Below are 24,053 nucleotides of genomic sequence, written 5' to 3'. Positions count from 1 at the left end.
GATGGGTTCAGTGCAGAGTGTCGTCAGCCCGACATCCCCGCCCAAAAGGTCGTTTCTCTACGACCCCAATGTTCGCGGAATTTTCTATCAAGTTCTTCTGATTTGCGTCGTCGGCTACCTGTTCTACATGGCGGCGACGAACGTGGTCGAGAACCTGCAGCGCGCCAAGATCGCGTCAGGTTTCGGGTTTCTCGATGTCACTGCCGGCTTCGATATCAGCCAGACGCTGGTTCCGTTCAGCGCGGCAGGTTCGACATATCGCGACGCTTTCATCGTCGGCCTTCTGAACACGCTGATCGTGTCTGCGATCGGCATCGTCTTCGCGACCATTCTCGGCTTCACGATCGGCATCGCCCGCCTGTCGACCAACTGGATGGTTGCCAAGGTCGCGATGGTCTATGTCGAGCTCCTGCGCAACATTCCGCTGCTGCTGCAATTGCTGTTCTGGTACATCGCTGTTCTCGGACCGTTGCCGCAGCCGCGTGATTCATTCCAGCTCGGCGCAGGGTTCTTTCTGAATTCGCGCGGCCTGTTCATGCCGCGCCCGGTCTACGGTGCGGATATCTGGGCTGTCGTCGCAGCCTTCGCCATCGGGATTGTCGGCACCGTCCTGTTTCGCCGCTATGCCAAGAGGCAGCAGGAGGCGACAGGGCGGCAATACCGGGTCGGCTTCGTCTCGCTCGCTCTCATCATCGGGTTGCCTGTGGCCACCTGGATCGTGCTCGCTCTCGCTAGCGTCAATCCCGTCAGCTTCGACATGCCCCAGAAGGGTACGTTCAATCTGCGCGGAGGCATGCAGATCCTTCCCGAGTTCGTCGCACTGCTCGTCGGCCTCGTGACGTATACCGCGGCCTTCATCGCGGAAGTCGTGCGCGCGGGTATTCTCGCCGTCTCGAAGGGCCAGACCGAGGCTGCCAATTCGCTCGGCCTCAAATCCGGCCAGACGCTGCGTCTCGTGGTGATTCCTCAGGCCATGCGAGTGATCATCCCGCCGCTGACCAGCCAGTATCTCAACCTGACGAAGAATTCCTCGCTCGCAGTGGCCGTCGGCTACCCGGATCTCGTGCAGGTCTTCATGGGCACCGTTCTCAACCAGACGGGGCAGGCTGTCGAAGTCGTCATGATTACGATGGGTGTCTACCTGACCATCAGCCTCGTGACCTCGTTCGTCATGAATATCTACAACCGCCGCGTGGCCATCGTTGAACGGTAGGAGCTTTCATGAACACCGCCGTTGACGTCTCGCGCTTCGTGCGCACCGAAAAGATTGAAGCCCTTCCGCCGCCTAAGCTCGCGCGCGGGCCGATTGCCTGGGTCCGGGAGAATCTGTTCTCGAGCCCGATCAACACCGCTCTGACTCTCGCGGTGGCGTACCTGCTCTTTGTCCTCATTCCGCCGATCCTCGACTTCCTCTTCTTCAACGCGGTCTGGACGGGGACGGACCGCGCCGCATGTCGCGCGGAGACGGCCGGCCACCCGGTCGGGGCCTGCTGGGCCTTCGTCGTCAGCAAGATCAATTTCTTCACGTATGGCTCCTATCCGGCCGAGGAACGCTGGCGGGTCAATATCTTCTTCGTCCTCCTCGCCATCGGCGTCGCCTGGCTCCTGTGGCTGAGGGCACCCCGGAGGGACCTCGGCGCGGTCTATTTCTTCTGGCTGTTCCCGATCGCCTCCTACGTTCTTCTGACGGGCGGCAATGTCGATATCGGCCTTCGCGCCTGGCTGCTCTTCGCCACCATCGGCGTGGTTTTCATGGCGGCCATCGGGTTCGCGGCCTTCATGCTGAAGACGTCCGTGCGCTCCGCCGTTCTCGTCGCCGCCGGCATCGTCGCCGTGCTCGGCGTGACCCTCGCCCTCCTCGACTGGGATTGGGGGCTCGAGCCGGTGCCGACATCGCGCTGGGGCGGCATTCTCGTCACCCTGCTTGTGGCGACGGTCGGCATCGTCTTCTCGTTGCCCTTCGGCATTCTGCTGGCCTTGGGGCGGCGCTCGAAGCTGCCGATCCTGCGGATGGCGTCGGTTATCTTCATCGAGTTCGTGCGCGGCGTGCCGCTCATCACCGTGCTCATCATGGCCAACACCATGCTGCCGCTTTTCCTGCCGCCCGACGTGACGGTGGATCGCCTGACGCGGCCGCTGGTCGGCGTGGCGTTCTTCGCATCGGCTTACATGGCTGAGGTCGTGCGTGGCGGTTTGCAGGCCATGCCGAAAGGCCAGTACGAAGGCGCGATGTCGCTGGGGCTCAACTATCCGCAGATGATGGTTCTCATCATTCTGCCGCAGGCCCTGCGGATCGTCATTCCCGGCATCGTGAACACCTTCATCGGGCTGTTCAAGGATACCTCGCTGGTCTCGGTCGTCGGCATCTTCGACCTCGTCAAGACCATTGAGGCCTCGCGCATCGATCCGAACTGGGCTGCGCCCACGATCAGCTATACGGGCTACGCCTTCGCAGCCCTGTTCTACTTCATTTTCTGCTGGGGCATGTCCCGCTACTCGCTCGGGGTCGAGCGGCGGCTTGCGGCTGGACATAAACGGTGAAACTCATGGCAACGACTTCGACCATTCGACAGACTTCCGCCGCTGAAATCGACCCGAGGGCCGAGCCCGCGATCCAGCTGATCGACGTGCACAAGTGGTATGGCGAATTCCATGTGCTGCGCGACATCAACCTGAATGTCCGCCGTGGCGAGCGCATCGTGATCTGCGGGCCTTCGGGCTCCGGCAAATCGACCATGATCCGCTGCATCAACCGTCTGGAAGAGCACCAGAAGGGCCGCATCATCGTCAACGGCACGGAACTCACCAACGACCTCAAGCGCATCGACGAGGTGCGCCGCGATGTCGGCATGGTGTTCCAGCACTTCAACCTTTTCCCGCACCTCACCATTCTCGAAAACTGCACGCTCGCCCCGATCTGGGTGAAGAAGATGTCGAAGAAGGATGCGGAAGAGATCGCCATGAAATACCTGACCCGGGTGAAGATCCCCGAGCAGGCGAACAAGTATCCGGGCCAGCTCTCCGGCGGTCAGCAGCAGCGCGTGGCGATTGCCCGCTCGCTCTGCATGAACCCCAAGATCATGCTCTTCGACGAGCCGACTTCGGCGCTCGACCCGGAAATGGTGAAGGAAGTGCTCGACACCATGGTCGGCCTCGCGGAAGAGGGCATGACCATGCTTTGCGTGACCCACGAAATGGGCTTCGCCCGTCAGGTCGCGGACCGCGTGATCTTCATGGATTACGGGCAGATCGTGGAAATGAACACGCCCGACGAGTTCTTCAAGAACCCGCAGCACGAGCGCACCAGGATGTTCCTGAGCCAGATCCTGCACTAAGGATACGAGATGTAAAAAAGCCCCGGTCGATCCGGGGCTTTTTTGTTTGTTCTCGATAGCGCGCGCTAAGGCCTAGCTCTTCTTCGCCGGCCCGGTCTCGATCGGCAGGTCCTGTCGCAGACCCCATTCCGACCACGAGCCGTCATAGATCGCCTTGGGCGGGTGGCCGAGCTGCTCGAAGGCGAGGGCGATGATCGCGGCGGAGACACCCGAGCCGCAACTTGCGATGATCGGCTTGCCGAGGTCGATGCCCGCCTTTTCGACGGCCTCCTTCAGTGCATCCGTGTTTTTCAGGCGGCCATTCTCGACGATGTCGCCCCAGGGCAGGTTACGCGCGCCGGGGATGTGGCCCGCGCGAAGGCCGGGGCGGGGCTCCGGGGCGTCGCCCCTGAAACGGTCCGCCGCGCGCGCATCGACGATCTGCGAGGAGCCGGATTGCGATGCGTTCAGCACGCCTGACGCGTCGGCCACCGCCGCCTTGTCGAGTTTTGCGGCGAAGGCGCGGGGTGCGCGAGCCTTCTGCGGGCCCGCTTCGACGGCACGCCCCTCGCTCTTCCACGCAGGAAAACCGCCTTCGAGAATCCGCACGTCCTTCGCGCCGAAGATGCGGAAGGTCCACAGCACACGCGGCGCGGAGAACAGGCCGTGGCCGTCATAGACGACGACGGTCGTGTCGGTGCCGATGCCGAGCGCGCCGACAGCGGCAGCAAAATCCGCTTCCGACGGCAGCATGTGAGGTAGGGTGGAGGCGGTATCCTTCACCGTGTCGAGATCGAAACGCACCGCGCCGGGAATGTGGCCCGCGAGATATTCCGCGTCGGCGTCGCGGTTCTGCGCAGGCAGGTACCACGACGCATCGACCACGACGAGATTGCCGTCATTCAAATGGTCTTGCAGCCAGGCGGTGGAAACGAAGGGATGGGACATTGTCAGGCTCTCTTCGATGGATAAGGGGGAAGGAAGCGTTCAGTCGGCGAGGGAGAGACGCACGCGCCGGTTCTGTTTTCCCTTCTTCTCGATATCGGTGATGATGATTTCGCCGATCTCGCCCGTCGAGCGCACATGCGTGCCGCCGCAGGGCTGAAGGTCGATGCCTGCGATCTCAACGAGACGCACGCGGCCGGAGCCACGCGGCGGCTGCACGGACATGGTCTTGACGAGGCCGGGATTGGCGTCGAGCTCCGCATCCGTAATCCACCGGTCGGTCACGGCGGCATCGCGGGCGATGAGAGCGTTCATCTTGTCGGTGATGTCGGCCTTGTCGAGACCGGCATCGGGAATATCGAAATCGAGACGCCCGTCACCATCGCCGATGGAGCCGCCGGTAACGGGGTAGGGGAGCACGACGCTCAGAAGATGCAGCGCCGTGTGAACACGCATGCGCTTCATCCGGCGCGGCCAGTCGAGCTCAAGAGCCACCGTGTCGCCTGCCTTCAACCGCGCAGCAGCCTCGGAGCCGACGAGGTGCACGACCTGCGAGCGGTCAGGGCCATAGACGGCATTCGTCACCGCCATCTCGCCTCCGTCCGCAAGCTTCAGGACGCCCACATCGCCTGGCTGCCCGCCGCCCTGCGCGTAGAAGACCGTCCTGTCGACGATCACGCCGCCCTCGGGCGTGAGGGCGAGCACGGTCGCATCGCAGGTCTTGGCGTAGGCGTCTTCCCGGAACAGCAGATTGGTGGCGCTCATTGGCGTTTTTGTCCTTCTTCACGAGGCGCAGGCATTTTCATTGCGGGGCATCTTCGTTGAAGTCGGACCGGATTGGCAACCGGCAAGGAAGTTGCTTTTGCGAACCTCAGCCCGGCTGTCGGATTTCCTGAAACGCATGAAGCGCACGCTCCCGCGCGGCGGCGTGATTGACGATGGGTTTCGGATAGGTTTTGCCCAACTCCACGCCTGCGGCTTGCAAAGTTTCGCTTGGAGCGTCCCAGGGCTTGTGGATGAAGGCGTTCGGCAGGCGCGACAGTTCCGGCACGAAAGCGCGGACATAATCACCGTTCGGATCGAACTTTTCCCCTTGCGTGATGGGGTTGAAGATCCGGTAGAACGGAGCGGCATCCAGCCCGCAACCCGCGACCCATTGCCAGCCGAAGGGATTGTTGGCTGGGTCCGCGTCCACCAGCGTATCCCAGAACCAGGCCTCGCCCTTCCGCCAGCCGGTGAGAAGGTGCTTCACCAGGAACGAGGCGACGATCATGCGGACGCGGTTGTGCATCCAGCCTGTTCGCCAGAGTTGCCTCATCCCCGCATCGACGATGGGATAGCCCGTCAGCCCCCTTTGCCATGCTGTGAGATTCGCCTCGTTCTTGCTCCACTCAAAGCGTGCGAAGCGTGGATCGTGCGGCCTCGTCGCGAGGTCGGGCGTTTGGTGGAGATGGACGTAGCAGAACTCGCGCCAGACCAATTCGCTCAGGAACTTTTCTGTGTCACCCGTGATGCCACCTATCGCTGCGCTGGCGCTCATGACGGCATGCCAGATCTGGCGCGGGCTGATCTCTCCGAAGCGCAGATGCGGCGAGAGGCGTGAGGTTCCCTCCACGCCGGGGCGCTCGCGGCTCTCCGCGTAACCTTGAAGAACGTTGTCCAGAAATGCGGCGAGGCTTTTTTGCGCGCCGGTCTCGCTCCGCTCCCATATGGCGCTGAAGCCTTCAGCCCAGTTTGGTCGCGACGGCTCGAGGGCAAGGCTCTTGAGCGGGACTTGCAGGCCGCGGAGCGGTTCTGGCCACGAACCTGCCTCAAGCCGCGAGGGAGCGGGCAGGGGAGCTTCAGGCGCTCCCCGAGCCATCACGGCGCGGAAATAGGGTGTGAAGACCTGAAAAGGCTTGCCGGCCTTGTTCATGACCTCCCACGGCTCGTTGAGAAGCCTGCCGTTGAAGCTCCGCACCTCCAGGCCGCGATTCGCGAGAAGCTTTTTCAGCGCGCTGTCGATGGCGATTTCGGCTTCGCCGTAGCGCCTGTTCCAGAAAATCGACTGCGCGCCCGTCTCCTTTGCGATTCGTTCGACAAGCTCCTCCGACCCGCCACGAAACAGGGCGAGACTCGAATCGAGAGCGCGAAGGGACTGGTCCAGGGACTCAAGCGAACCGTGCAGCCACCACCGCGCCGCGCCGCCTAAAGGACGCAGGCCCGGGGAAACCTCGTCGACAATCGCAAAGCAGAGGACAGGGCTTCCGCTGGCGAGCGCCGCCGTCAGGGCTGGATTGTCGGAAACGCGATAATCGTCGCGAAACCACACGAGGACAGGGCGGGACAAGGAAACCTCGACGAAACAAAACGTAGGGGCGGCTACCCGTTATAGCCCACGCGGATCATTTTGCTTTGGGAGGACAATCGTCTCAGGGAGGGAAGATGGCTCCGGCGGTAGGATTCGAACCTACGACCAACGGATTAACAGTCCGCTGCGCTACCGCTGCGCCACGCCGGAATATCTTCACAAACGCGGGAGATAAGGGCTTTGCCCCGCCCCGCTCTCGACAGCCTCCGATAAGTCGGAGCAGGCCGCCGATTTGCTGAGGCCCGGAGGCATATATCAGGGCCCGACCGGTTGCAACCCCCCTCGTGACGCGAGATGTTCATTCAGGGCAGTTGCTCTTTGGGGCAACGCTCTGCTATGGAGCACCCGCCGCATCGGCGGCTCCCCAGGATGGCCTCGTGGCGGAGTGGTTACGCAGAGGACTGCAAATCCTTGTACGGGGGTTCGATTCCCTCCGAGGCCTCCAACTTCCTTTCGCGAGGCATCCATGGTCGATTTCGCGCAAGCGCGCCGCACGATGGTCGATAGCCAACTGCGCACGTTCGACGTCAACGATATTCCCCTTCTCGATGCCATGGATGCCGTTCCCCGTGAACGGTTCGTTCCGTCCGGGCGTGAGGATCTTGCCTATATCGATCAGAACATCCAGGTGGCCGACGGCCCCGAGGCGCGGTTCATGCTCGCGCCGATGGTTCTGGGCCGCATGATCCAGGCGCTCGACATCGAGTCAGGCACCAAGGTGCTCGATGTGGCCTGCGGGCGGGGCTATTCATCCGCCATCCTCACCCGGCTCGGCGCCTCGGTCACCGCCCTCGAGGCGGATGAGGGCGCGGCCTCTGTCGCCCGCCAGGCGCTCGCCGCAGCGGATGTCCGGAACGTGGACGTCACGGCGGGCCCGCTCGACAAGGGCCATGCCTCCGGCGCGCCCTATGACGCGATCCTGGTTAACGGCTCAGTTGGGGTTAAGCCCGAGTTTCTGCTACAACAGCTTGGCCAGGGTGGCCGGCTAGTCTGCGTTCAAGGGCAGGGCGGTTCCGCTCAGGCGACGCTTTACGTGCGTTCCGGGGACGCTTTCGGAGCGCGGACCTTGTTTAATGCGGCGGCTCCGGCGCTGGCGGCCTTCCAGCCAAAGCCTGGTTTCGTCTTTTGATAAGTCCCCAAGTGTCGCTTTTTTGCGGCACCTGGGAATGAAAATGTTAAGGGGTTACGACCATCTTATTGTCGACTCAGTCGCGATGGTTATTGTCGCGTTTTGATAAGCGTATGTGATGTGTAAGTTTTTTGGCTCTCGAAGGCAGAATCAGCTGCCTCGATTCTTGGGCAGGTCAGCGTGGCAATGAAGCAAATTTTCAGAAGTCGTCTTTCTTTTCTCGGAGCGATGACTTCGACATTTGTCCTGGCCGGTATCGGCGCCGCGTCGGCGGAGACGTTGGAAAGCGCCCTGGCGCGGGCCTATGTCAATAATCCTACTCTCAACGCGCAGCGGGCCAGTGTCCGCGCGACCGATGAGAATGTCGGCCGGGCCAAGGCGGGGTATCGCCCGCAGGTGACCGCCACCGCCGATGCAGGACGTACGTTTTCAGACTTTGAGACGCCCTCCCGTGGGCGTATCCCGAACAGCAATTCGATCGAGCGACTCTATCCTCGCGGGTATGGCGTTCAGGTCGACCAGTCGATCTTCAACGGTTTCCGGACCGTGAACTCCGTGCGGCAGGCCGAATCCTCTGTTCTCGGGTCCCGCGAGACCCTGACGAACGAGGAGCAGAACACGCTCTTCGACGCCGCTCAGTCCTATATGAACGTTCTGCGCGATACGGCGATCCTCGATCTCCAGCGCAACAACGTCGAGGTTCTGGACGAGCAGCTTCGCCAGACCCGTGATCGCTTCAACGTCGGTGAGGTGACCCGTACTGACGTCGCTCAGTCGGAATCGCGTCTTGCGGCCGCCCGTTCGCAGGTCAGCCTCGCGGAGGCCAACCTGCGCACCAGCGTCGCGACCTATCGCCGTGTCGTTGGCGTGGAGCCGAAGCAACTCGCGCCGGGCCGTCCGCTCGACCGTCTCCTTGCGGCCAATCTCGACGCCACGTTGAAGATCGCCCTGAACGAGCATCCTGCGATCAAGGCTGCCCTGCATAGCGTCGATGTCGCCGAATTGCAGGTGAAGATCGAAGAGGGCGCGCTCGCGCCGCAGCTCGGCGTTCGCGGTGCGGTTTCCGAGCGCTACGATTCGCAGCAGACCGGCGACCAGTCGCTCAATGCCTCCATCGTCGCGCAGCTCACCGTGCCGATCTATGACGGTGGCCTTGCTTATGCGAGCACGCGTCAGGCCAAGGAGACGGCGGGACAACGCCGCCTCGAAGCGGACTCCATCCGCGATCAGGTTCGCGCTGCAGTGATCTCCTCGTGGGGGCAGCTTGAAGCCGCGCGCGCACAGATCGTCGCGGCGCAGGCTCAGGTCGAAGCAGCGGAAGTCGCGCTCAACGGCGTTCGCGAGGAAGCGCGCGTGGGTCAGCGCACGACCCTCGACGTGTTGAACGCGCAGCAGGAACTGCTGAACGCTCGCGTCACTCTCATCACCGCGCAGCGTGATCGCGTGGTCGCTTCCTACGCCGTCGTTCAGGCTTCAGGCCGCCTGAATTCTCGCGCGATGGGACTTGCGGTGAACCACTACAACGCCAAGACGCACTTCGATCAGGTCAAGGATGCGTGGTTCGGCTTGACCACGCCTGACGGGCGCTGATCCGTCACGGGATAATTATTCGGCGCCGCTTGCGCCGAGAGAATCGCGTGAAATAGTGATGATTGAAGGGAGGGATGATTCCCTCCCATTCTTTTTGATCCGAGCGCGGCGATGAATTCAGTGAATCCGAAGGTTCAGGAGCCCTCGATGGAGGAGATACTCGCCTCCATACGGCGCATCATTGCTGACGATCAGGATGATGGCCGTGGCGACGCGCATGACGATGCGGATCTTGCCGACGAGCCGGTTCTCAACCGCGCCGAGCCGCAGATATTCTCCTCCGATCCGACGCCCGCTTTTCCGGAGCCGCAGTCCTTGCCGCCGGAGCCGGAAAACGCTCCCGAGCCGGTCGAGCGCCGTCCGTACAGGGTTGAGATCCCGAGCCCGCCGGACCTGAAGTCTATCAGGGCCGAGATCGCTCCTGAGAAGGCCCCGGAGCGGGCTCCCGCGCCTGAGCCGCAGCGTGAGCTGCTGGCTTCCCCGGCATCGGACAACAGCCTGCTCTCCGAGATCGCCAGCCGCTCGATCTCCCAGGCCTTCAACAAGCTGGGCTCTCCCGCGCCGACCACCAGCACCGCCCGCACGATTGACGATATCGTCCGGGAGATGCTGCGCCCCATGCTGAAAGCCTGGCTGGACGAGAACCTGCCGCCCATCGTGGAGCGCCTCGTCCGGGACGAAATCGAGCGTGTAACCCGCGCCCGGCGCTAAGGCACGATCGGAACAAGTGGGCGCCGGTTGTTCGCCCGGATCGTGCGGCAAACCTAGGAATCGAGGTTGAGTGCGTTTTTAGGGAAACGCGGTCAACCTCTGACTTTTTCCCGTCATCAGTTGACTTCGACAAGAGCGTCCGGTTTGTAGCCGGATGCTTGCGCTTTTTCGTGCGCCAACCCGTTGGTTTTTGCCATGATGGATAAGACGTTTGACCCTGCTGCCGTCGAGGCGCGTATTGCCGACCGCTGGGAGGAGGCCGAGGCCTTCAAGGCGGGCCGCGCCGACCGCAAGGACGCCAAGCCCTATACGATCGTCATTCCCCCTCCGAACGTGACCGGTTCGCTCCACATGGGGCATGCCCTCAACAACACGCTTCAGGACATTCTCTGCCGCTTCGAGCGCATGCGGGGCCGGGACGTGCTCTGGCAGCCCGGCATGGACCATGCCGGCATCGCGACGCAGATGGTGGTCGAGCGCCAACTCGCCGAGCGGCAGATCCATCGTCGCGACCTGGGGCGCGAGGAATTCGTGGCCCGCGTCTGGGAGTGGAAGGAGCAGTCCGGCGGCCGCATCAAGAGCCAGCTGAAGCGTCTCGGCGCGTCCTGCGACTGGTCCCGCGAACGCTTCACCATGGACGAGGGGCTCTCCAAGGCCGTCCTGAAGGTCTTCGTGGACCTCTACAAGCAGGGCCTGATGTACAAGGATAAGCGCCTTGTGAACTGGGACCCGAAGTTCCAGACCGCGATCTCCGACATCGAAGTCGAGCAGGTCGAGGTGAAAGGTAACCTCTGGCACATCCGCTATGCCATCGAGGGCATGCCGGGTCGTTCGATCACAGTCGCAACCACGCGTCCGGAGACGATGCTGGGCGACGTTGCTGTGGCGGTTCACCCCGAGGATGAGCGCTACAAGGACCTGATCGGTAAGTATACGATCCTGCCACTCGTCGGCCGCCGCATTCCGATCGTGGCGGATGAGTATTCCGACCCCGAGAAGGGCACCGGCGCGGTCAAAATCACGCCCGCGCACGATTTCAACGACTTTGAAGTCGGCCAGCGCCACAAGCTGCCGCTCATCAACATCTTCGGCGCCGCAGCGCAACTTCAGCTTATTGGCAATGAGGCCTTCTTCGAGGGCGTGCCGTCTTCCGCCGATCTCGATGCGGTTCTGACCCTTCACGGCGTTGACCGGGCCGAGGCGCGCAAGCGCATTGTCGCCATGCTGGAAGAGCGCGGCAATCTCGTGGAGATCGAGCCGCACACCCACATGGTGCCGCACGGCGACCGCTCGAACGTCGTCATCGAGCCCTATCTCACCGATCAGTGGTACGTGAACGTGAAGCCGCTCGCCGAGCGTGCTCTGGGTGTGGTGCGAGACGGCAAGACGAAGTTTGTGCCGGAGAATTGGGAGAAGACCTATTTCCAGTGGCTTGAGAACATCGAGCCGTGGTGCGTTTCGCGCCAACTCTGGTGGGGCCACCAGATCCCGGCCTGGTACGATGCGGACAATAACGTCTATGTCGCCTTGAGCGAGGAAGAGGCGAAGGCCGAAGCGTTTGAGCGGTACGGCGTCGACGTTCCGCTGACGCGTGACGAGGATGTGTTGGACACATGGTTCTCGTCCGCCCTGTGGCCGTTCTCGACGCTCGGCTGGCCTGACAAAACGCCGGAACTCAAGCGCTATTATCCTACGAACACTCTCGTCACGGGTTTCGACATCATCTTCTTCTGGGTCGCCCGCATGATGATGATGAGCCTGCACTTCATGGATGAAGTGCCGTTCGACACCGTCTATATGCACGCGCTCGTCCGTGACGAGAAGGGCGCGAAGATGTCGAAGTCGAAGGGCAACGTGCTCGATCCGCTCGACATCATCGACCAGTTCGGCGCGGACGCCATGCGCATGACCCTCTCCGCGATGGCGGCGCAGGGACGCGACATCAAGCTCAGCCTCCAGCGCGTCGAAGGCTATCGCAATTTCGCGACGAAGATCTGGAATGCCGCGCGCTTTGCCGAAATGAACGGCTGCGCCCGTGTTTCCGGTTTCGATCCGAAGGCGGTGAAGGAAACCCTGAACCAGTGGGCTCTGAGCGAATGCGCGAAAGCCATTGCCGAAGTCACGGCGGGCATCGAGACCTACAAGTTCAACGAAGCGGCGAATGCCGCCTATCGCTTCGTTTGGAACGTGTTCTGCGATTGGACGCTCGAACTCGCCAAGCCCGTGCTGCAAGGCGCGGATTCCCCTGCGAAGGACGAGACGCGCGCCACCATCGCTTTCATCTTCGATGAGATCTGCAAGCTCCTACATCCGTTCATGCCCTTCCTCACGGAAGAGCTGTGGGCGATCAAGGGCACGGAAGGCCCCAAGCGCGAAAGCGTTCTGGCGCTCGCCGCATGGTCGAAACTTGATGGTCTCGCTAACGCCAAGGCGGAAGCCGAGATCGGCTGGGTGGTCGATCTCGTCACCGAGATCCGCTCGGCGCGTTCAGAGACGAACGTGCCCGCCGGTGCGCAGATCCCGCTCGTTCTCGTCGCCGCCTCCGCCGATGTCCGTGCGCGGGCCGAGCGTTGGGGCGACATGATCAAGCGCCTCGCACGCATCTCCGAGATCGGCTTTGCCGATGCCGCGCCGAAAAGCTCCGTGCAGCTTCTCATTCGCGGCGAGGTCGCGGCCCTTCCGCTCGAAGGCGTGGTCGACCTTTCTGCCGAACGCGCGCGCCTTGCTAAGGAAATCCAGAAGCTCGACGCGGACGTGTCGAAGATCGACGCCAAGCTAGGCAACGCGGATTTCATCAAGCGAGCGCCGGAAGAGGTCATCGACGAGCAGCGCGAGCGCCGGGATGAAGCGCTCGCCCGCAAGGCGAAGATGGAAGAGGCGTTGGGCCGCCTGAAGGACAACGTGTGAGGCGGGCGCTGCGGCTGATCGTGAGCAGCAGCATTGCGCTGCTGCTCCTGTTCGCCGTGGCGATTGTCGTGACTGCGCGGCCCGGCGATTCAGCCCTGTTTCCGGCTGGTGAGGACGGCCTCGATATCGCCCTCGTCAGCAATGGCTATCATGCCGGTCTGGCCATTCCGCTTCCTGCCCTGGCTTCCGCCGCCGGTGGTGACCGGCTGACGGCGCTCATTCCGCTTGCGGTGCGCTTTCAGCACTACGACTGGATTGAGATCGGGTGGGGGGACGCGGAGTTTTACCGTTCGACGCCGACGGCTCTTTCGATGCAATGGCAACTGGCGTTGAAGGCCCTGGCCGGTCAAGGCAACGGGTCCGTTCTGCATGTCGTCGGCATTGAAGAGCGTCCCGAACGCCAGTTCGGCCCGGCCGATGTGATCCGGATCAAGGTTTCCAGGTCCGGTCTGTCGCGCCTTCTGGCACGCGTCGAGCGCAGCATCGCCCGTGGGGGCGACGGGCAGCCGGAGGTGCTCGGGCTCGGCCTTTACGGACCCAGCCTGTTCTATCGCGCTGCGGGCGACTTCAACCTGTTCCGGGTTTGTAACCACTGGGTGGCCGATCTTCTCGACGCTGCGGGCGTGCCGACGACGCCGTTCGCGGCGATATTGCCTGTCGGGATCGTGACCGATCTCAAATGGCGCTCGGCAGGTGCCTTGTCTCAGGTGCGTTAAACGGCAGATAGGGGCGCAAGATGCTTCAGCAGAACGGGATGTTTGAGTGCGAGGGCGGATCCTTCATGGGCAAGGATATCGCCGTCCTCACGCTTGTCGCCCTTTTCGTGCGCGTTCTCTGGCATCTCTATGCGCCGGATCGGGACTGGCCGGACACTGCCGTTTATCTTGAGACGGGGAAGGCGTTGCTTGAGACGGGGCGCATGTCCTCGTTCAACTACATGCCGCTTTATCCGGTTCTCATCGCGATCTTCGGATACAAGCACATCCTCACGTTTCAGATCGTGCTCTCCGCGCTGACGGCGGGGCTTGTCTATCTTCTGTCGTTCGAGCTTTTCCGATCCCGCGCGGCGGCGTTGTTCGCGGGGCTGATCTTCTGCATCTCACCGATGATCGTGTTTTATGCGAACATGCGGTTGAGCGAGACGGTCTATATCTTCCTGCTGCTGCTCGCCTGTCTCGGGTTCTATCGCGGGCAATTTCTCATCGGTTCCATCGTTCTGGTTCTCGCCACCTTGACCCGCCCGACGCTGGACCCCGTCGCGCCGCTTCTCATCGCCGCGTTCTGCTTTGCGCGCGGAGAGGGGCAGTGGAAGCCGGTGGCGCGGCGGGTCGGGCTCTACATCGCTGTCTATGTGGTGATGATGGCCCCGTGGTGGTGGCACAACTGGATGCTCTATCACAGCTTCGTGCGCCTCAGCGTCAGCATGGGCAATTTGCTCATCATCGAGAACACGACGCTTTTCGATAAGGTCGGCCTGAATTTCGAAGCGCTCGCGCCCGCGTGGCAGCAGTTCCACATCGCCGATCCGATTGCCCGCGACAAGGCGATGGTGGCGGCGTCCGTTGACTACATCAAAGCCGATCCGTTGCACTGGCTCTGGCGCTGCGTGGAGCGGACCTTCCGCTTCTGGAGCCCGCTGCCGGGTTCGCAATCGGGCCTTGTGAATGCGGTTGCCTTTGTCTCGACAGTGCCGGTTATGGCGCTCGCCGTGGTCGCGCTGCTGCGCCTGAGCAAGGCGCAGCTTCTCAAGGTTATGCCGCTTCTGCTGATCGTGGCCTTCTTCACGGCGGTTCATGCTGTGACACATGGCATTTCGCGCTATCGCCTGCCGCTCGAACCGTTCCTGATGATCTTCGCAGGCTTTGGCCTTGCGAGCCTTCTGCCGGCCTTCGTCAGCCGATCACGAAATCAACCAGCAGCTTCACATTGAGCGCGATGATGATCGCGGCGATGATGAAGGCGACGATGGTGAGCCAGAGCGGGCTCGCCAGTTCGCCAAGCTTGCGCTTCGAAGCCGTCATCGTCACCAGCGGCACCACCGCGAAGGGGAGCTGAAGGCTCAGGATCACCTGGCTGAAGATCAGCAGTTTCGCGGTGCCGCTCTCCCCATAGGCAATGGTCACGGCGGCGGCGGGTACGATGGCGAGGCTGCGGGTCACGAGGCGGCGCAGCCACGGTGCGAGCTTGAAGTTGATGAAGCCCTCCATGACGATTTGCCCCGCCATCGTGGCCGTGACCGTCGAGTTGAGGCCACAGCATAGAAGCGACAGGCCGAACAGCGTCGGCGCGATAGCCGAGCCGAGAAGCGGCGCGAGGAGGGAATGCGCCTCGCCGAGTTCCGCCATCTCCGTCCGCCCCGTGTGATGGAACGCGGCTGCCGCAAGGATCAGCAGCGAAGCGTTGATGGTGAGCGCGAACATCAGGGCGAAGGTCGAGTCCAGCGTCGCGAAGCGCAGGGCCTCCCGCTTTTGGGGCAGGGTTGAGCCGTAAGCGCGGGTCTGCACGATGCCTGAATGCAGATAGAGATTGTGCGGCATCACCGTCGCGCCAAGAATGCCGAGCGCGAGATAGAGCATGTCCGGATTGGTGACGATCTCGGTTGTCGGCGCAAAGCCGCGAATGACGCCGCCCCATTGCGGGTTCGCCAGCGCGATCTGGATGCCGAAGCACACGGCGATAACGCCGAGCAGCGTGATGACGAAGGCCTCCACCCAGCGGAAGCCGAGGTTCTGCAGGTAGAGAACCAGAAACACGTCGAGCGCCGTAATCAGAACGCCGATCTCGAGCGGAACGCCGAAGAGAAGATTGAGGCCGATGGCCGTGCCGATCACCTCGGCAAGATCCGTCGCACAAATGGCAAGCTCGGCCAGCACCCACAAAACCCATGCGACGGGCGCGGGGTAGGCGTCCCGGCAGGCCTGCGCAAGATCGCGCCCGCTCCCGACTGCGAGACGCGCGCAGAGAGATTGCAGGACGATCGCCATGATGTTGGAGAGCAACGCGACGGAGAGCAGCGCGTAGCCATACTTCGCGCCGCCCGCGATGGATGTCGCCCAGTTGCCGGGGTCCATGTAGCCCACGGCCACGAGATAGCCCGGCCCGAGAAAGGCCGCCGCGCGCTTCCAGGTCGAGCCGGGCCTGACCGCGATGGTGCCGCTCACCTCCGGCAGGGAGGGCATTGTCCTGGCCCTGCGCCAGCCGGAATCGGGGGGCAAGCTTGTTGCGCGCGAGGCGTCCATTCTTCGGCTTCCTGCAGTTGCGAGCGAGTTGCAGGAAGGCTAGCGAGTCGTCGCACGGTCGGCAAGCGGAGATTTTGCCCAAGCGAGGGCGGCGGGCTCTACAGCGCGGGAGTGCCGCAGATTTTGGGACGCAGACGCAGGCGGTTAGAGCTAGAGAGGCGCGGAAGGTCTTGCACGCGTAAGGCTAGAAATAGCTTGGGGACAGGGCGAGACGCGGGGAGCACCCGCCCTATGACTTCAGGTCGGGAGAACCGGTGGATCGAGGGTGACAAGGGCTGCCGGTTTTGCTCTAGCTAGAGCATGATCAGAACAAGTGGACGCCGGTTGTTCGCCCGGATCATGCGATAAATAAGGAGTCTGGGGGTCTGATTGTGTTTCGAAGAGACCAATCAGACTCTGGTGAAAACGACGACCGACCTTGCGCCAACGGATCGGGGAGCCCAATGCTCGAGAGTGTCCTCATCGCCAATCGCGGCGAAATCGCCTGCCGGATTATTCGCACGGCCAAGCGCCTCGGTATCAGAACCATCGCGGTCTATTCGCAGGCGGACGCTGACGCCCTGTTCGTGCGCATGGCGGACGAGGCTCATCCCATCGGCCCGCCTCCGGCGCGGGAGAGCTATCTCCAGATCGAGAAGATCATCGACGTCGCCAAGAGGAGCGGTGCTGCTTCCATTCATCCGGGCTACGGCTTTTTGTCCGAGCGCGCGGAATTCGCCGAGGCCTGCCAGAAGAATGGCATCGTCTTCATCGGCCCGCCTCCGGCCTCCATCCGCGCGATGGGCTTGAAGGATGCCGCCAAGGCGCTGGTGCAGAAGGCGGGCGTGCCGGTCGTTCCCGGCTATCACGGAACGAAGCAGGAGCCCGACTTCCTGCGCCAGAAAGCCTATGAGATCGGTTATCCGGTTCTTATCAAGGCGGTGGCGGGCGGCGGCGGCAAGGGCATGCGCCGTGTCGACAAGGCAGCCGATTTCGACGCAGCGTTGGAAAGTGCGCAGCGCGAAGCGCAAAGCGCCTTCGGCGATCCCCGCGTGCTGGTGGAGAAGTACATTCTCTCGCCCCGTCATGTGGAAATTCAGGTCTTTGCCGATAAGCACGGCAACGTGGTGCATCTCTTCGAGCGCGATTGTTCGCTCCAGCGCCGCCATCAGAAGGTGATCGAGGAAGCACCGGCTCCCGGCATGACGCCGGAAATGCGCGCCATCATGGGCAACGCCGCCGTCGAGGCGGCGCGGGCCGTCGGCTATGTGGGCGCGGGCACGATCGAGTTCATCGCCGATGGCCGCGAGGGCTTACGTCCCGACCGGTTCTATTTCATGGAAATGAACACCCGCCTGCAGGTGGAGCATCCGGTGACCGAGAGCATCACCGGGCTCGATCTCGTGGAATTGCAATTCCGTGTCGCTTCCGGCGAGCCGCTGCCGTTCGTGCAGGGCGACCTCACCATCGAAGGCCACGCCGTCGAGGCGCGGCTTTATGCGGAAGATCCCGAAAAGGATTTCCTGCCGTCCACCGGAAAACTCTGGGCGCTGGAATTTCCGGCGAGCGAGGGCATCCGCGTCGATGCCGGCGTCGAGGCGGGCGATGAAGTAACGCCGTTCTACGATCCGATGATCGCCAAGGTGATCGCTCGTGGCGCGACTCGCGACGAGGCGCTTGATCGTCTGGCCGCAGCCTTGGCGGAGACGATTGTCGCCGGGCCGAAAACGAATGTCGCGTTCCTGAAGAGCCTTTGCGACGCGAAGGAGTTTCGGGCGGGGCAGTTCGATACCGGCTTCATTGATCGCAATTTGCAGACGCTCGGCGCGGTGCCGCAAAAGGCTGATGCAGAGGCCATGCGCCTTGGCGCTTTGCACATTGTGGAAGGGCTGTTCGAAGATCATCACCGCAAGGAGTTCGTTCGCACTAACGGGGCCGTCCTCTCGCCCTGGGCAACCGATGATGGGTTCCAGATGGTCGGTAGCCGCACTGTGGGGCTGCCCCTCGTGGTGGATGGCGAGCGGATCGAGGCGACCCTGCTCTGGCCGGAGCCGCCGGGGAGTTCGACCGACGTGACCGTGCGCCTTGCGGATGGAGCATCGAGCTATGAGGAGGATTACCTCGTCGCGGATCCGCAGCGGTTCGCCGATACCGATGACGGCGTCATCGTCCTCACCAAGGGCCGCCAGACTCGCATCGCGCTTTTCGACCCCTTCGCTGTCGATCTCGAGCACATGGATGCGGGCAGCGCAGTCAAGGCGCCCATGCACGGCAAGCTGATCGCGGTTTTCGTGAAGCCCGGCGACGTGGTGGAAAAGGGGCAGCGGCTTGCCATCGTCGAGGCCATGAAGATGGAACACCCGCTCGTCGCGCCGCTCGCGGGCGAGATTGCCGAGGTGCTGGCGGAGGAGGGGGCGCAGGTCGCCGAAGGCGCGCGCCTTATTTCTCTTAAAGTGGATGAGTAGAGCATGATCAGAACAAGTGGAAACCGGTTGTTCGCCTTAGATCATGCGGCAGTCTCCAGGCTGCGGCCCAACGTCCGTCTTTCCCGAACGAGCGAACCGTGATTGAAGGGAGCCATGCCGCTTCATCTCATCAAGCTTTGCGTCGGCTGCGAGTCGATCTCCGACCTCGAGGAATGGATCGAGGAAAACAAGGCGCTGCACCGCCGGCTTCGCCGCGATTACGAACAGACGCACACGACCCGCATGGTGCCCAAGCGCGTCGAGGAATTGCTTGACGGCGGCTCGCTTTATTGGGTCATCAAGGGGCAACTCGCGGCGCGCCAGAAGCTTCTGGACATCCGACCTTTCACCGATGGTGAGGGCATCGGGCGCTGCCATCTTGTGCTGGAGCCCAAGGTCGTCCCGGTCGAACCGCGCCCGTATCGCCCGTTTCAGGGGTGGCGTTATCTGAACCAGAAAGATGCGCCCCGCGATCTCGGGCGGGATTCCGGCGATCTTGCCGAGATGCCGGAAGAGCTGCGCCGGGAACTCGCAGGCTTAGGGCTGCTTTGACATGAGGAACGTAAGCATGAAGCGGATCGAGATTGCCCTGGCCTTCGGCGCTGTGCTGTGGGCCCTTCCTGCAACGGCGAATGATTGCCGGCTGCCGCAGCCTGCCCTGGGTGCTTCCACGCAGCAGGGCGATTGCGCTCCGGTCCGCAAGGCTGCCAAGCCTCAGGTGGACGAGCGTCTCAAGACCAAGACCCCTGGCTTTATCGATCTCGGCAATGGCACGCAGGTGCGCGTCAGCGGCCGTGTTCGCGTCGATGCGGAATATCGCCGCTGATCTCTAAGATCTGAACAGCATTTTAGAAGCGCCAGAAAGGATTAGCCTTTTCTGGCATGGAACCCTTCAGGCCCGCCCCGCATTGGCTTTATGGTCAAGCTGAGGAGGCGGCCATGCTTTTGACGGCACTCGAAGGGCTGCATTGGCGTTACGAAGTCTGCGCACACGAGGATGGCTATCTCGTGCAGATGCGGGATCTCGAAACGGGAGATCTCGACGCCGAGTTCTCGACGATCTTCCGCACCATGCCCGTGGCCTTCGCCTTCGCGGAGATGTCAGCCGCCTACGAGCGCTTCGCCGCCGACGATGACGAAGCGGCCAAGGATCAACAAGCCCAAACCGAGGTGGCGACGAGCGAGCAGCACTTCATCGACCTCAGCAGCAGCCTGCACGATTCCGGCATCAACGGCATCGTCGTCGAGAACTGGAGGCGCGAAAAGAAACGCCGCTCGTCGCGAACGCTGCATTAGGGTTGCGGCTTACGCGCCACCCGAAACTTCACGCCTCGATGTTGTCGATCAGCCGTGTCGTGCCGAGCCGCGCCGCGACGAGGATGCGGATTTTGGCGGAAAGGTCGGTGACCGGGGCGAGTGTTTCGGCATCACGCGCTTCGAGATAATCGATATCGAATTCGGCCTTCGACAAGACGGCGCGTCCGGCTTCGAGCGCGCCCTCGACATCGTTGGTCTCGCGAATTTCTTCGGCGCATTGCCGGAGCGTCTGGTTGATGATCGCGGCCTGCTCGCGTTCGTCCTCCGACAGGTAGCGATTGCGAGAGGACATCGCGAGGCCGTCCTCCGTCCGCAATGTCGGGCCGGGAATGATGGTGATGGGGAATTGCAGGTCAGCCACCATGCGGCGGATCACCTGGAGCTGCTGGTAATCCTTCTCGCCGAAAACCGCGACATCGGGCTGGACCTGAAGAAAGAGCTTCGCGACCACCGTTGCCACGCCCCTGAAATGCGTCGGGCGGAAACTGTCCTCGAGGCCGACGGTTGCAGGGCCCGCGACCGTGACGAAGGTGGCATCGCCCGGCGGATACATCGTCTCGACGGCGGGGGCGAAGACGAGATCGGCGAGGCCCGCGAGCTTGCTGCGGTCTTCTTCGAACGTGCGCGGGTATTTGGCGAAATCCTCGTTCGGCCCGAACTGTGTCGGGTTCACGAAGATGGAGACGACAACGCGCTCGGCGTGCTGGCGAGCGAGCCTGACGAGCCCCAGATGCCCTTCGTGCAGCGCGCCCATCGTCGGAACCAGGGCGACGCGCTCACCGGCCTTCCGCCATCCGGAAACGTTCTGTCTCAGATCGGCCAGGGCCTCGGCAACAGGCGTTGACGTCATGGCAGCCTCCCGCATGTTCTTTGTGCGTTTGGCTAAAGCATGATCCGGAAAAGTGGAAGCCGGTTTTCCGAATGGCGTGTGCGCGACGGGGGAGGGCTTGCCGCGCAATCTCCATCTTTTCGTTTACAAGATCACCGGCAAACCTCACATGAAGATCATGATGCTGCTTTACGGTCTCGCGACGGTCGCCCTCGTGTGGTGGCTGTCAAAGGTTTTCGTCCGCACCGATGCAGGGGCGATGGCGAAAGCGTTCAGGATTGTCGGAGGGATCGGCGCTCTCGGTGCCGCCGTTCTTCTCGGCATGAAGGGGCGGCTCGATATGGCGATCCTCGTCGGTGGCCTCGGCGCTTGGGCGCTGGGCTGGGCCCGTTTTCCGCTGCCCTGGCAGCTCAGGGGCGGGCAGGGCGGCATGCGCCGCACCTCGCGGATGCGCTCGGCCCTGATCGAGGTCGAGTTCGACCAGGAGACGGGGAGCGTTCGCGGGCTTGTGCTGGCGGGCACGTTCAGCGGCCGCCAGCTTGATGAACTCGACCGGGACAATCTGCTGCGCCTCCATGCGGAGTGCCGCGCGATGGACCCGGAGGGCCTGCCTCTTCTAGAGGCTTATCTTGACCGCCGGCTTTCCGGCTGGCGTGAACACGCTCAGCGAGATGGCGACGCGGGGCTTGGCCGCAAGGCGCAGCCGGGCGCGATGACGAAAGAGGAAGCCTACGAAGTCCTGGGGCTTCACGCGGGGGCGAGTGTCGACGACATCCAGCGGGCGTATCGCACGCTGATGAAGAAGCTCCATCCCGACCAGGGGGGGACGACGTATCTCGCGGCCCGGGTCAACCAAGCCAAAGAAGTTCTGTTGAGCCGACATCGCTGATACTCCACGCGCGATCCGGTTGATGATCGGACGGCGGCATCAAACACATGCCGTCGTCCAAGGTTCTTATCAGCTCCGCGAAGCGAAGCAGGAGAAGCCGCTGCGCTTGAGAACCTTGCAAGCGCCCTCCGCCTCTCCGGACTCGGAGAAGCCGGAGAAACGGGCCCGATACAGGGTCGACCCGTCGCGGGAGACCTTCTCGGTGAAGGCCGAGGCCTTGAGAAGGATCTTGCCGGCCTTCGACTTGGCGGAATCGAGAATGTCCTTGGCCTTGGCCTCATCGTCGGTCGCGCCGAGCTGGATGATCCAGGGCGACATGGCGGGGCGCTTGGCTTCCGCCTTCGCTTCCACGGTTTTGGCCTCCGCCTTCACCTCGACCTTGGGCTCCAGGGCGGCGACCTTGGTGGGCGCGGGCGCCGGGGCCTGCTGAGCGGCGACAGGGGCAACCTGAACACGCTCCTGAGCCTTTGGTTCGCTCAGAGCCTGCGGAGACAAGGTCTGCGGGGGCATGGCGGCAGCCTCGGCGTGCAGGGCGGCATAGGCCTGCGTGTCCTTCGGCAGGGCCTCAGGCCCCTTCTGCCAGCGAACCGTTGAGGACGGTGTCGTTGTGGTGGACGCACCCGCCGCGGAGGCGACAACCGGACGGAGTGAGTTGAGATCGAGCGGCTTGCGCTGCGCCGGGGCTTCGGCGGCGACCTGAGGAGCCGCGGCTTGAATGGGCGCAGGAGCCGGGGTCGTGGCGGCCGTCGTCTCAACGCTCGGCATGACGGCGGGACGCTGAGGCGGGGAAGCGTCGGCCACCATCACGCGGCTTTCGCCAACCGCCGGAGTGGTGCGAGCGCCCGCATAGGCGCGGGGTAGAGTGGAGCCGACCAGCGAGGCCATCGCTTGGTCGCGACTACCGGCGGAACGTCCGCCGAGAACGATCGCGACGATGTGGCGGTCGTCCGTCTTCACGTTGGTCATCAGGTTGAAGCCGGAGGCCGTCGTGAAGCCGGTCTTGATGCCGTCCACGCCTTCGACGCGGCCGAGCAGGTTGTTGTGGTTCTTGTGGCTCGCGCCGGCATAGCGGAACACATGCGTGCCGAAATAGGGATAGTATTTCGGGAAACGGTCCTGAATTGCGCGGGCGAGGATGGTGAGGTCGCGCGCAGTGGTGATCTGGCCAGGGTTCGGCAAGCCGGAGGCGTTGCGGTAAACGGTGCGGCTCATGCCGAGCGCGCGCGCCTTGCGCGTCATCTGCTCGGCAAAGGCGCCCTCGCTGCCCGCGAGGTTCTCGGCGACTGCAACAGCGATATCGTTGGCGGATTTCGTCACGAGGGCGAGGATCGCGTCCTCGACCTCGATCGTGCTTCCGGAAGCAAGGCCGAGCTTGGAGGGAGCCTGGCGCGCCGCATTGGCGGAAATCTGGAGGGGCGAATTGAGCGTGAGCTTGCCCTGTTCGAGGCGCTCGAACAGCAGGTACAGCGTCATGACCTTCGTAACGGAGGCAGGATGGCGCAACTCGTCTTCGTTCAGGGCCTGAAGCGTCCGGCCCGTCTTCACGTCGACGACCATCGTGGCATAGGGGGGATTGTATCCGCCGCCTGCCGACCTTTTCTTGCGCGCGGCTTCAGCGGGGGAGGAAAGCGCCACAGCGACCGTGGCTGTAATGCCGACGGCGACTGCGAACTTCCGGGATCCAGCCCAAACGCGAACCAAATTCATCCTGTTACCGTCCCTGTCTCGTAGGTCTCAGGCCCTGTCCGGCCGTCCCATTGGCTGGGATCGTTGCCGGCACAACACAGTCTGCGACGGTAGGAGTTTGCGGTTACGGGCGGGTTAACACAGCTGACGAAACAATATTTTTGTGCAGCGCACAATGAATCTTGACTTTCATTGTGCGTTGCACAGATAATGACTGTACCGTGTAAGCTAAAGCATTCGCAAGAGGACAGCGCGGCGCGCTGACATGACCCATGTTCCCAGGAATTGAACAGATTCAGAAGCTCGGCCAGGACAACCTGGACGCCACCGTGGGCGCGCTCAGCACCTTCTCGAAGGGTGCGCAGAAGATCGCCGCCGAGACCGCCGAGTACGCCAAGAAAAGCTTCGAGAGCGGTTCCGCTACACTCCAGAAGCTGACCGGCGCGTCCTCCGTGGAAAAGGCTGTCGAGATCCAGAACGCCTACCTGCGTGGCGCTTATGAGGATTTTGTCTCCCAATCGACGAAGATCGGCGAACTTTATTCCTCGGTCACCCGTGAGGCCCTGAAGCCCTATGAGGGCTTTATCGCCAAGCCTTTCGCCGCCTAACGGCGCACTGATCGGCGTCTTTCGAGAGCCCGGCCTTGCGCCGGGTTTTCTTGTTTACAGGGCTGCGCAAGCTTTAGGCGCGACCTTTGGCGCGG

The 24,053-nt window shown here is 62.8% G+C and carries 21 protein-coding genes and 2 tRNA genes; 16 read left to right on the top strand and 7 right to left on the bottom strand.

Translation table 11 applies throughout. The features are described from left to right. Position 1: 1 nt before the first annotated feature. Genes DQW91_RS13545 through DQW91_RS13535 form a run of 3 tightly spaced genes read left to right on the top strand, consistent with a single transcriptional unit; the run spans position 2 to position 3,335 of the window. A complete protein-coding gene (locus DQW91_RS13545) occupies positions 2-1,213 on the top strand; it encodes an amino acid ABC transporter permease (RefSeq protein ID WP_112664179.1) in 1,212 nt (403 codons plus the stop codon). Positions 1,214-1,221: 8 nt separating this feature from the next. After that, positions 1,222-2,541 carry an amino acid ABC transporter permease gene (locus tag DQW91_RS13540; protein ID WP_112664178.1) on the top strand — a complete coding sequence of 440 codons (1,320 nt, stop codon included), beginning with the start codon at positions 1,222-1,224 and terminating at the stop codon, positions 2,539-2,541. A gap of 5 nt (positions 2,542-2,546) precedes the next feature. After that, the gene (locus tag DQW91_RS13535; RefSeq protein ID WP_245411033.1) at positions 2,547-3,335 is read left to right on the top strand and encodes an amino acid ABC transporter ATP-binding protein; all 789 of its coding nucleotides are present in this window, start codon (positions 2,547-2,549) and stop codon (positions 3,333-3,335) included. A gap of 72 nt (positions 3,336-3,407) precedes the next feature. On the opposite strand, the gene sseA is transcribed toward DQW91_RS13535, so the two are convergent. The 4 genes from sseA to DQW91_RS13515 form a co-directional block, all read right to left on the bottom strand. Next, positions 3,408-4,262 (bottom strand): 3-mercaptopyruvate sulfurtransferase, encoded by an 855-nt coding sequence (gene sseA, locus DQW91_RS13530; RefSeq protein ID WP_112664177.1) that lies wholly within the window; start codon positions 4,260-4,262, stop codon positions 3,408-3,410. 39 nt (positions 4,263-4,301) lie between these two features. After that, positions 4,302-5,024: an alanyl-tRNA editing protein gene (locus DQW91_RS13525; RefSeq protein ID WP_112664176.1), complete on the bottom strand. Its 723-nt coding sequence runs from the start codon at positions 5,022-5,024 to the stop codon at positions 4,302-4,304. 106 nt (positions 5,025-5,130) lie between these two features. Beyond that, positions 5,131-6,588, bottom strand: a complete 1,458-nt coding sequence (locus DQW91_RS13520) for a cryptochrome/photolyase family protein (RefSeq protein WP_112664175.1) — start codon at positions 6,586-6,588, stop codon at positions 5,131-5,133. 96 nt (positions 6,589-6,684) lie between these two features. Then, positions 6,685-6,759: transfer RNA gene (locus DQW91_RS13515), tRNA-Asn, on the bottom strand. 221 nt (positions 6,760-6,980) lie between these two features. Here DQW91_RS13515 and DQW91_RS13510 point away from each other — a divergent pair. The 7 genes from DQW91_RS13510 to DQW91_RS13480 all read left to right on the top strand — a co-directional run bounded on the left by DQW91_RS13510 (position 6,981) and on the right by DQW91_RS13480 (position 14,876). Next, a tRNA-Cys gene (locus DQW91_RS13510) sits at positions 6,981-7,054 on the top strand. A gap of 21 nt (positions 7,055-7,075) precedes the next feature. Next, positions 7,076-7,738 carry a protein-L-isoaspartate O-methyltransferase family protein gene (locus tag DQW91_RS13505; protein ID WP_112664174.1) on the top strand — a complete coding sequence of 221 codons (663 nt, stop codon included), beginning with the start codon at positions 7,076-7,078 and terminating at the stop codon, positions 7,736-7,738. 186 nt (positions 7,739-7,924) lie between these two features. Next, entirely contained in the window at positions 7,925-9,328 is a 1,404-nt protein-coding gene (locus DQW91_RS13500) for a TolC family outer membrane protein (RefSeq protein ID WP_112664173.1), read from the top strand. Between the two features lie 111 nt (positions 9,329-9,439). Next, positions 9,440-10,039, top strand: a complete 600-nt coding sequence (locus tag DQW91_RS13495) for a DUF2497 domain-containing protein (protein WP_245411031.1) — start codon at positions 9,440-9,442, stop codon at positions 10,037-10,039. Between the two features lie 195 nt (positions 10,040-10,234). Beyond that, positions 10,235-12,946 carry a valine--tRNA ligase gene (locus tag DQW91_RS13490; protein WP_112664172.1) on the top strand — a complete coding sequence of 904 codons (2,712 nt, stop codon included), beginning with the start codon at positions 10,235-10,237 and terminating at the stop codon, positions 12,944-12,946. Positions 12,947-12,966: 20 nt separating this feature from the next. After that, a complete protein-coding gene (locus DQW91_RS13485; RefSeq protein ID WP_157961447.1) occupies positions 12,967-13,662 on the top strand; it encodes a DUF2459 domain-containing protein in 696 nt (231 codons plus the stop codon). A gap of 20 nt (positions 13,663-13,682) precedes the next feature. Next, the gene (locus tag DQW91_RS13480; RefSeq protein WP_112664170.1) at positions 13,683-14,876 is read left to right on the top strand and encodes an ArnT family glycosyltransferase; all 1,194 of its coding nucleotides are present in this window, start codon (positions 13,683-13,685) and stop codon (positions 14,874-14,876) included. On the opposite strand, the gene DQW91_RS13475 is transcribed toward DQW91_RS13480, so the two are convergent. Then, complete coding sequence (locus DQW91_RS13475) at positions 14,839-16,185, bottom strand: Nramp family divalent metal transporter (protein WP_112664169.1); 1,347 nt, start codon at positions 16,183-16,185, stop codon at positions 14,839-14,841. The genes DQW91_RS13480 and DQW91_RS13475 overlap by 38 nt on opposite strands. A 443-nt stretch (positions 16,186-16,628) precedes the next feature. Here DQW91_RS13475 and DQW91_RS13470 point away from each other — a divergent pair, with 443 nt between their 5' ends. From DQW91_RS13470 to DQW91_RS13455, 4 genes are all read left to right on the top strand, one after another. Beyond that, positions 16,629-18,629: an acetyl/propionyl/methylcrotonyl-CoA carboxylase subunit alpha gene (locus tag DQW91_RS13470; RefSeq protein WP_112664168.1), complete on the top strand. Its 2,001-nt coding sequence runs from the start codon at positions 16,629-16,631 to the stop codon at positions 18,627-18,629. Positions 18,630-18,743: 114 nt separating this feature from the next. Beyond that, positions 18,744-19,181 (top strand): DUF1489 family protein, encoded by a 438-nt coding sequence (locus tag DQW91_RS13465; protein WP_112664167.1) that lies wholly within the window; start codon positions 18,744-18,746, stop codon positions 19,179-19,181. Between the two features lie 16 nt (positions 19,182-19,197). Then, positions 19,198-19,455, top strand: coding sequence for a hypothetical protein (locus DQW91_RS13460; RefSeq protein ID WP_112664166.1), 258 nt, complete (start codon positions 19,198-19,200; stop codon positions 19,453-19,455). A 113-nt stretch (positions 19,456-19,568) separates the two neighbouring features. Further along, complete coding sequence (locus tag DQW91_RS13455; RefSeq protein ID WP_112664331.1) at positions 19,569-19,925, top strand: hypothetical protein; 357 nt, start codon at positions 19,569-19,571, stop codon at positions 19,923-19,925. Positions 19,926-19,953: 28 nt separating this feature from the next. Here DQW91_RS13455 and panC read toward each other — a convergent pair whose 3' ends face one another. Continuing rightward, positions 19,954-20,796, bottom strand: a complete 843-nt coding sequence (panC, locus tag DQW91_RS13450; protein ID WP_112664330.1) for a pantoate--beta-alanine ligase — start codon at positions 20,794-20,796, stop codon at positions 19,954-19,956. Positions 20,797-20,893: 97 nt separating this feature from the next. Here panC and DQW91_RS17045 point away from each other — a divergent pair, with 97 nt between their 5' ends. Continuing rightward, entirely contained in the window at positions 20,894-21,664 is a 771-nt protein-coding gene (locus DQW91_RS17045) for a J domain-containing protein (RefSeq protein ID WP_342633217.1), read from the top strand. Positions 21,665-21,733: 69 nt separating this feature from the next. On the opposite strand, the gene DQW91_RS13440 is transcribed toward DQW91_RS17045, so the two are convergent. Continuing rightward, on the bottom strand, positions 21,734-23,371 hold the full coding sequence (locus DQW91_RS13440; RefSeq protein WP_112664165.1) for a D-alanyl-D-alanine carboxypeptidase: 1,638 nt from the start codon (positions 23,369-23,371) through the stop codon (positions 21,734-21,736). Between the two features lie 251 nt (positions 23,372-23,622). On the opposite strand from DQW91_RS13440, the gene DQW91_RS13435 reads away from it, so the two are divergent. Then, positions 23,623-23,958, top strand: coding sequence for a phasin family protein (locus DQW91_RS13435; protein WP_112664164.1), 336 nt, complete (start codon positions 23,623-23,625; stop codon positions 23,956-23,958). The last annotated feature ends 95 nt before the right edge of the window (positions 23,959-24,053 follow it).

It is taken from the genome of Microvirga flavescens, from assembly GCF_003290125.1.
GTDB lineage: Bacteria > Pseudomonadota > Alphaproteobacteria > Rhizobiales > Beijerinckiaceae > Microvirga > Microvirga flavescens.
This window is presented reverse-complemented; position numbering and strand designations above follow the sequence as displayed.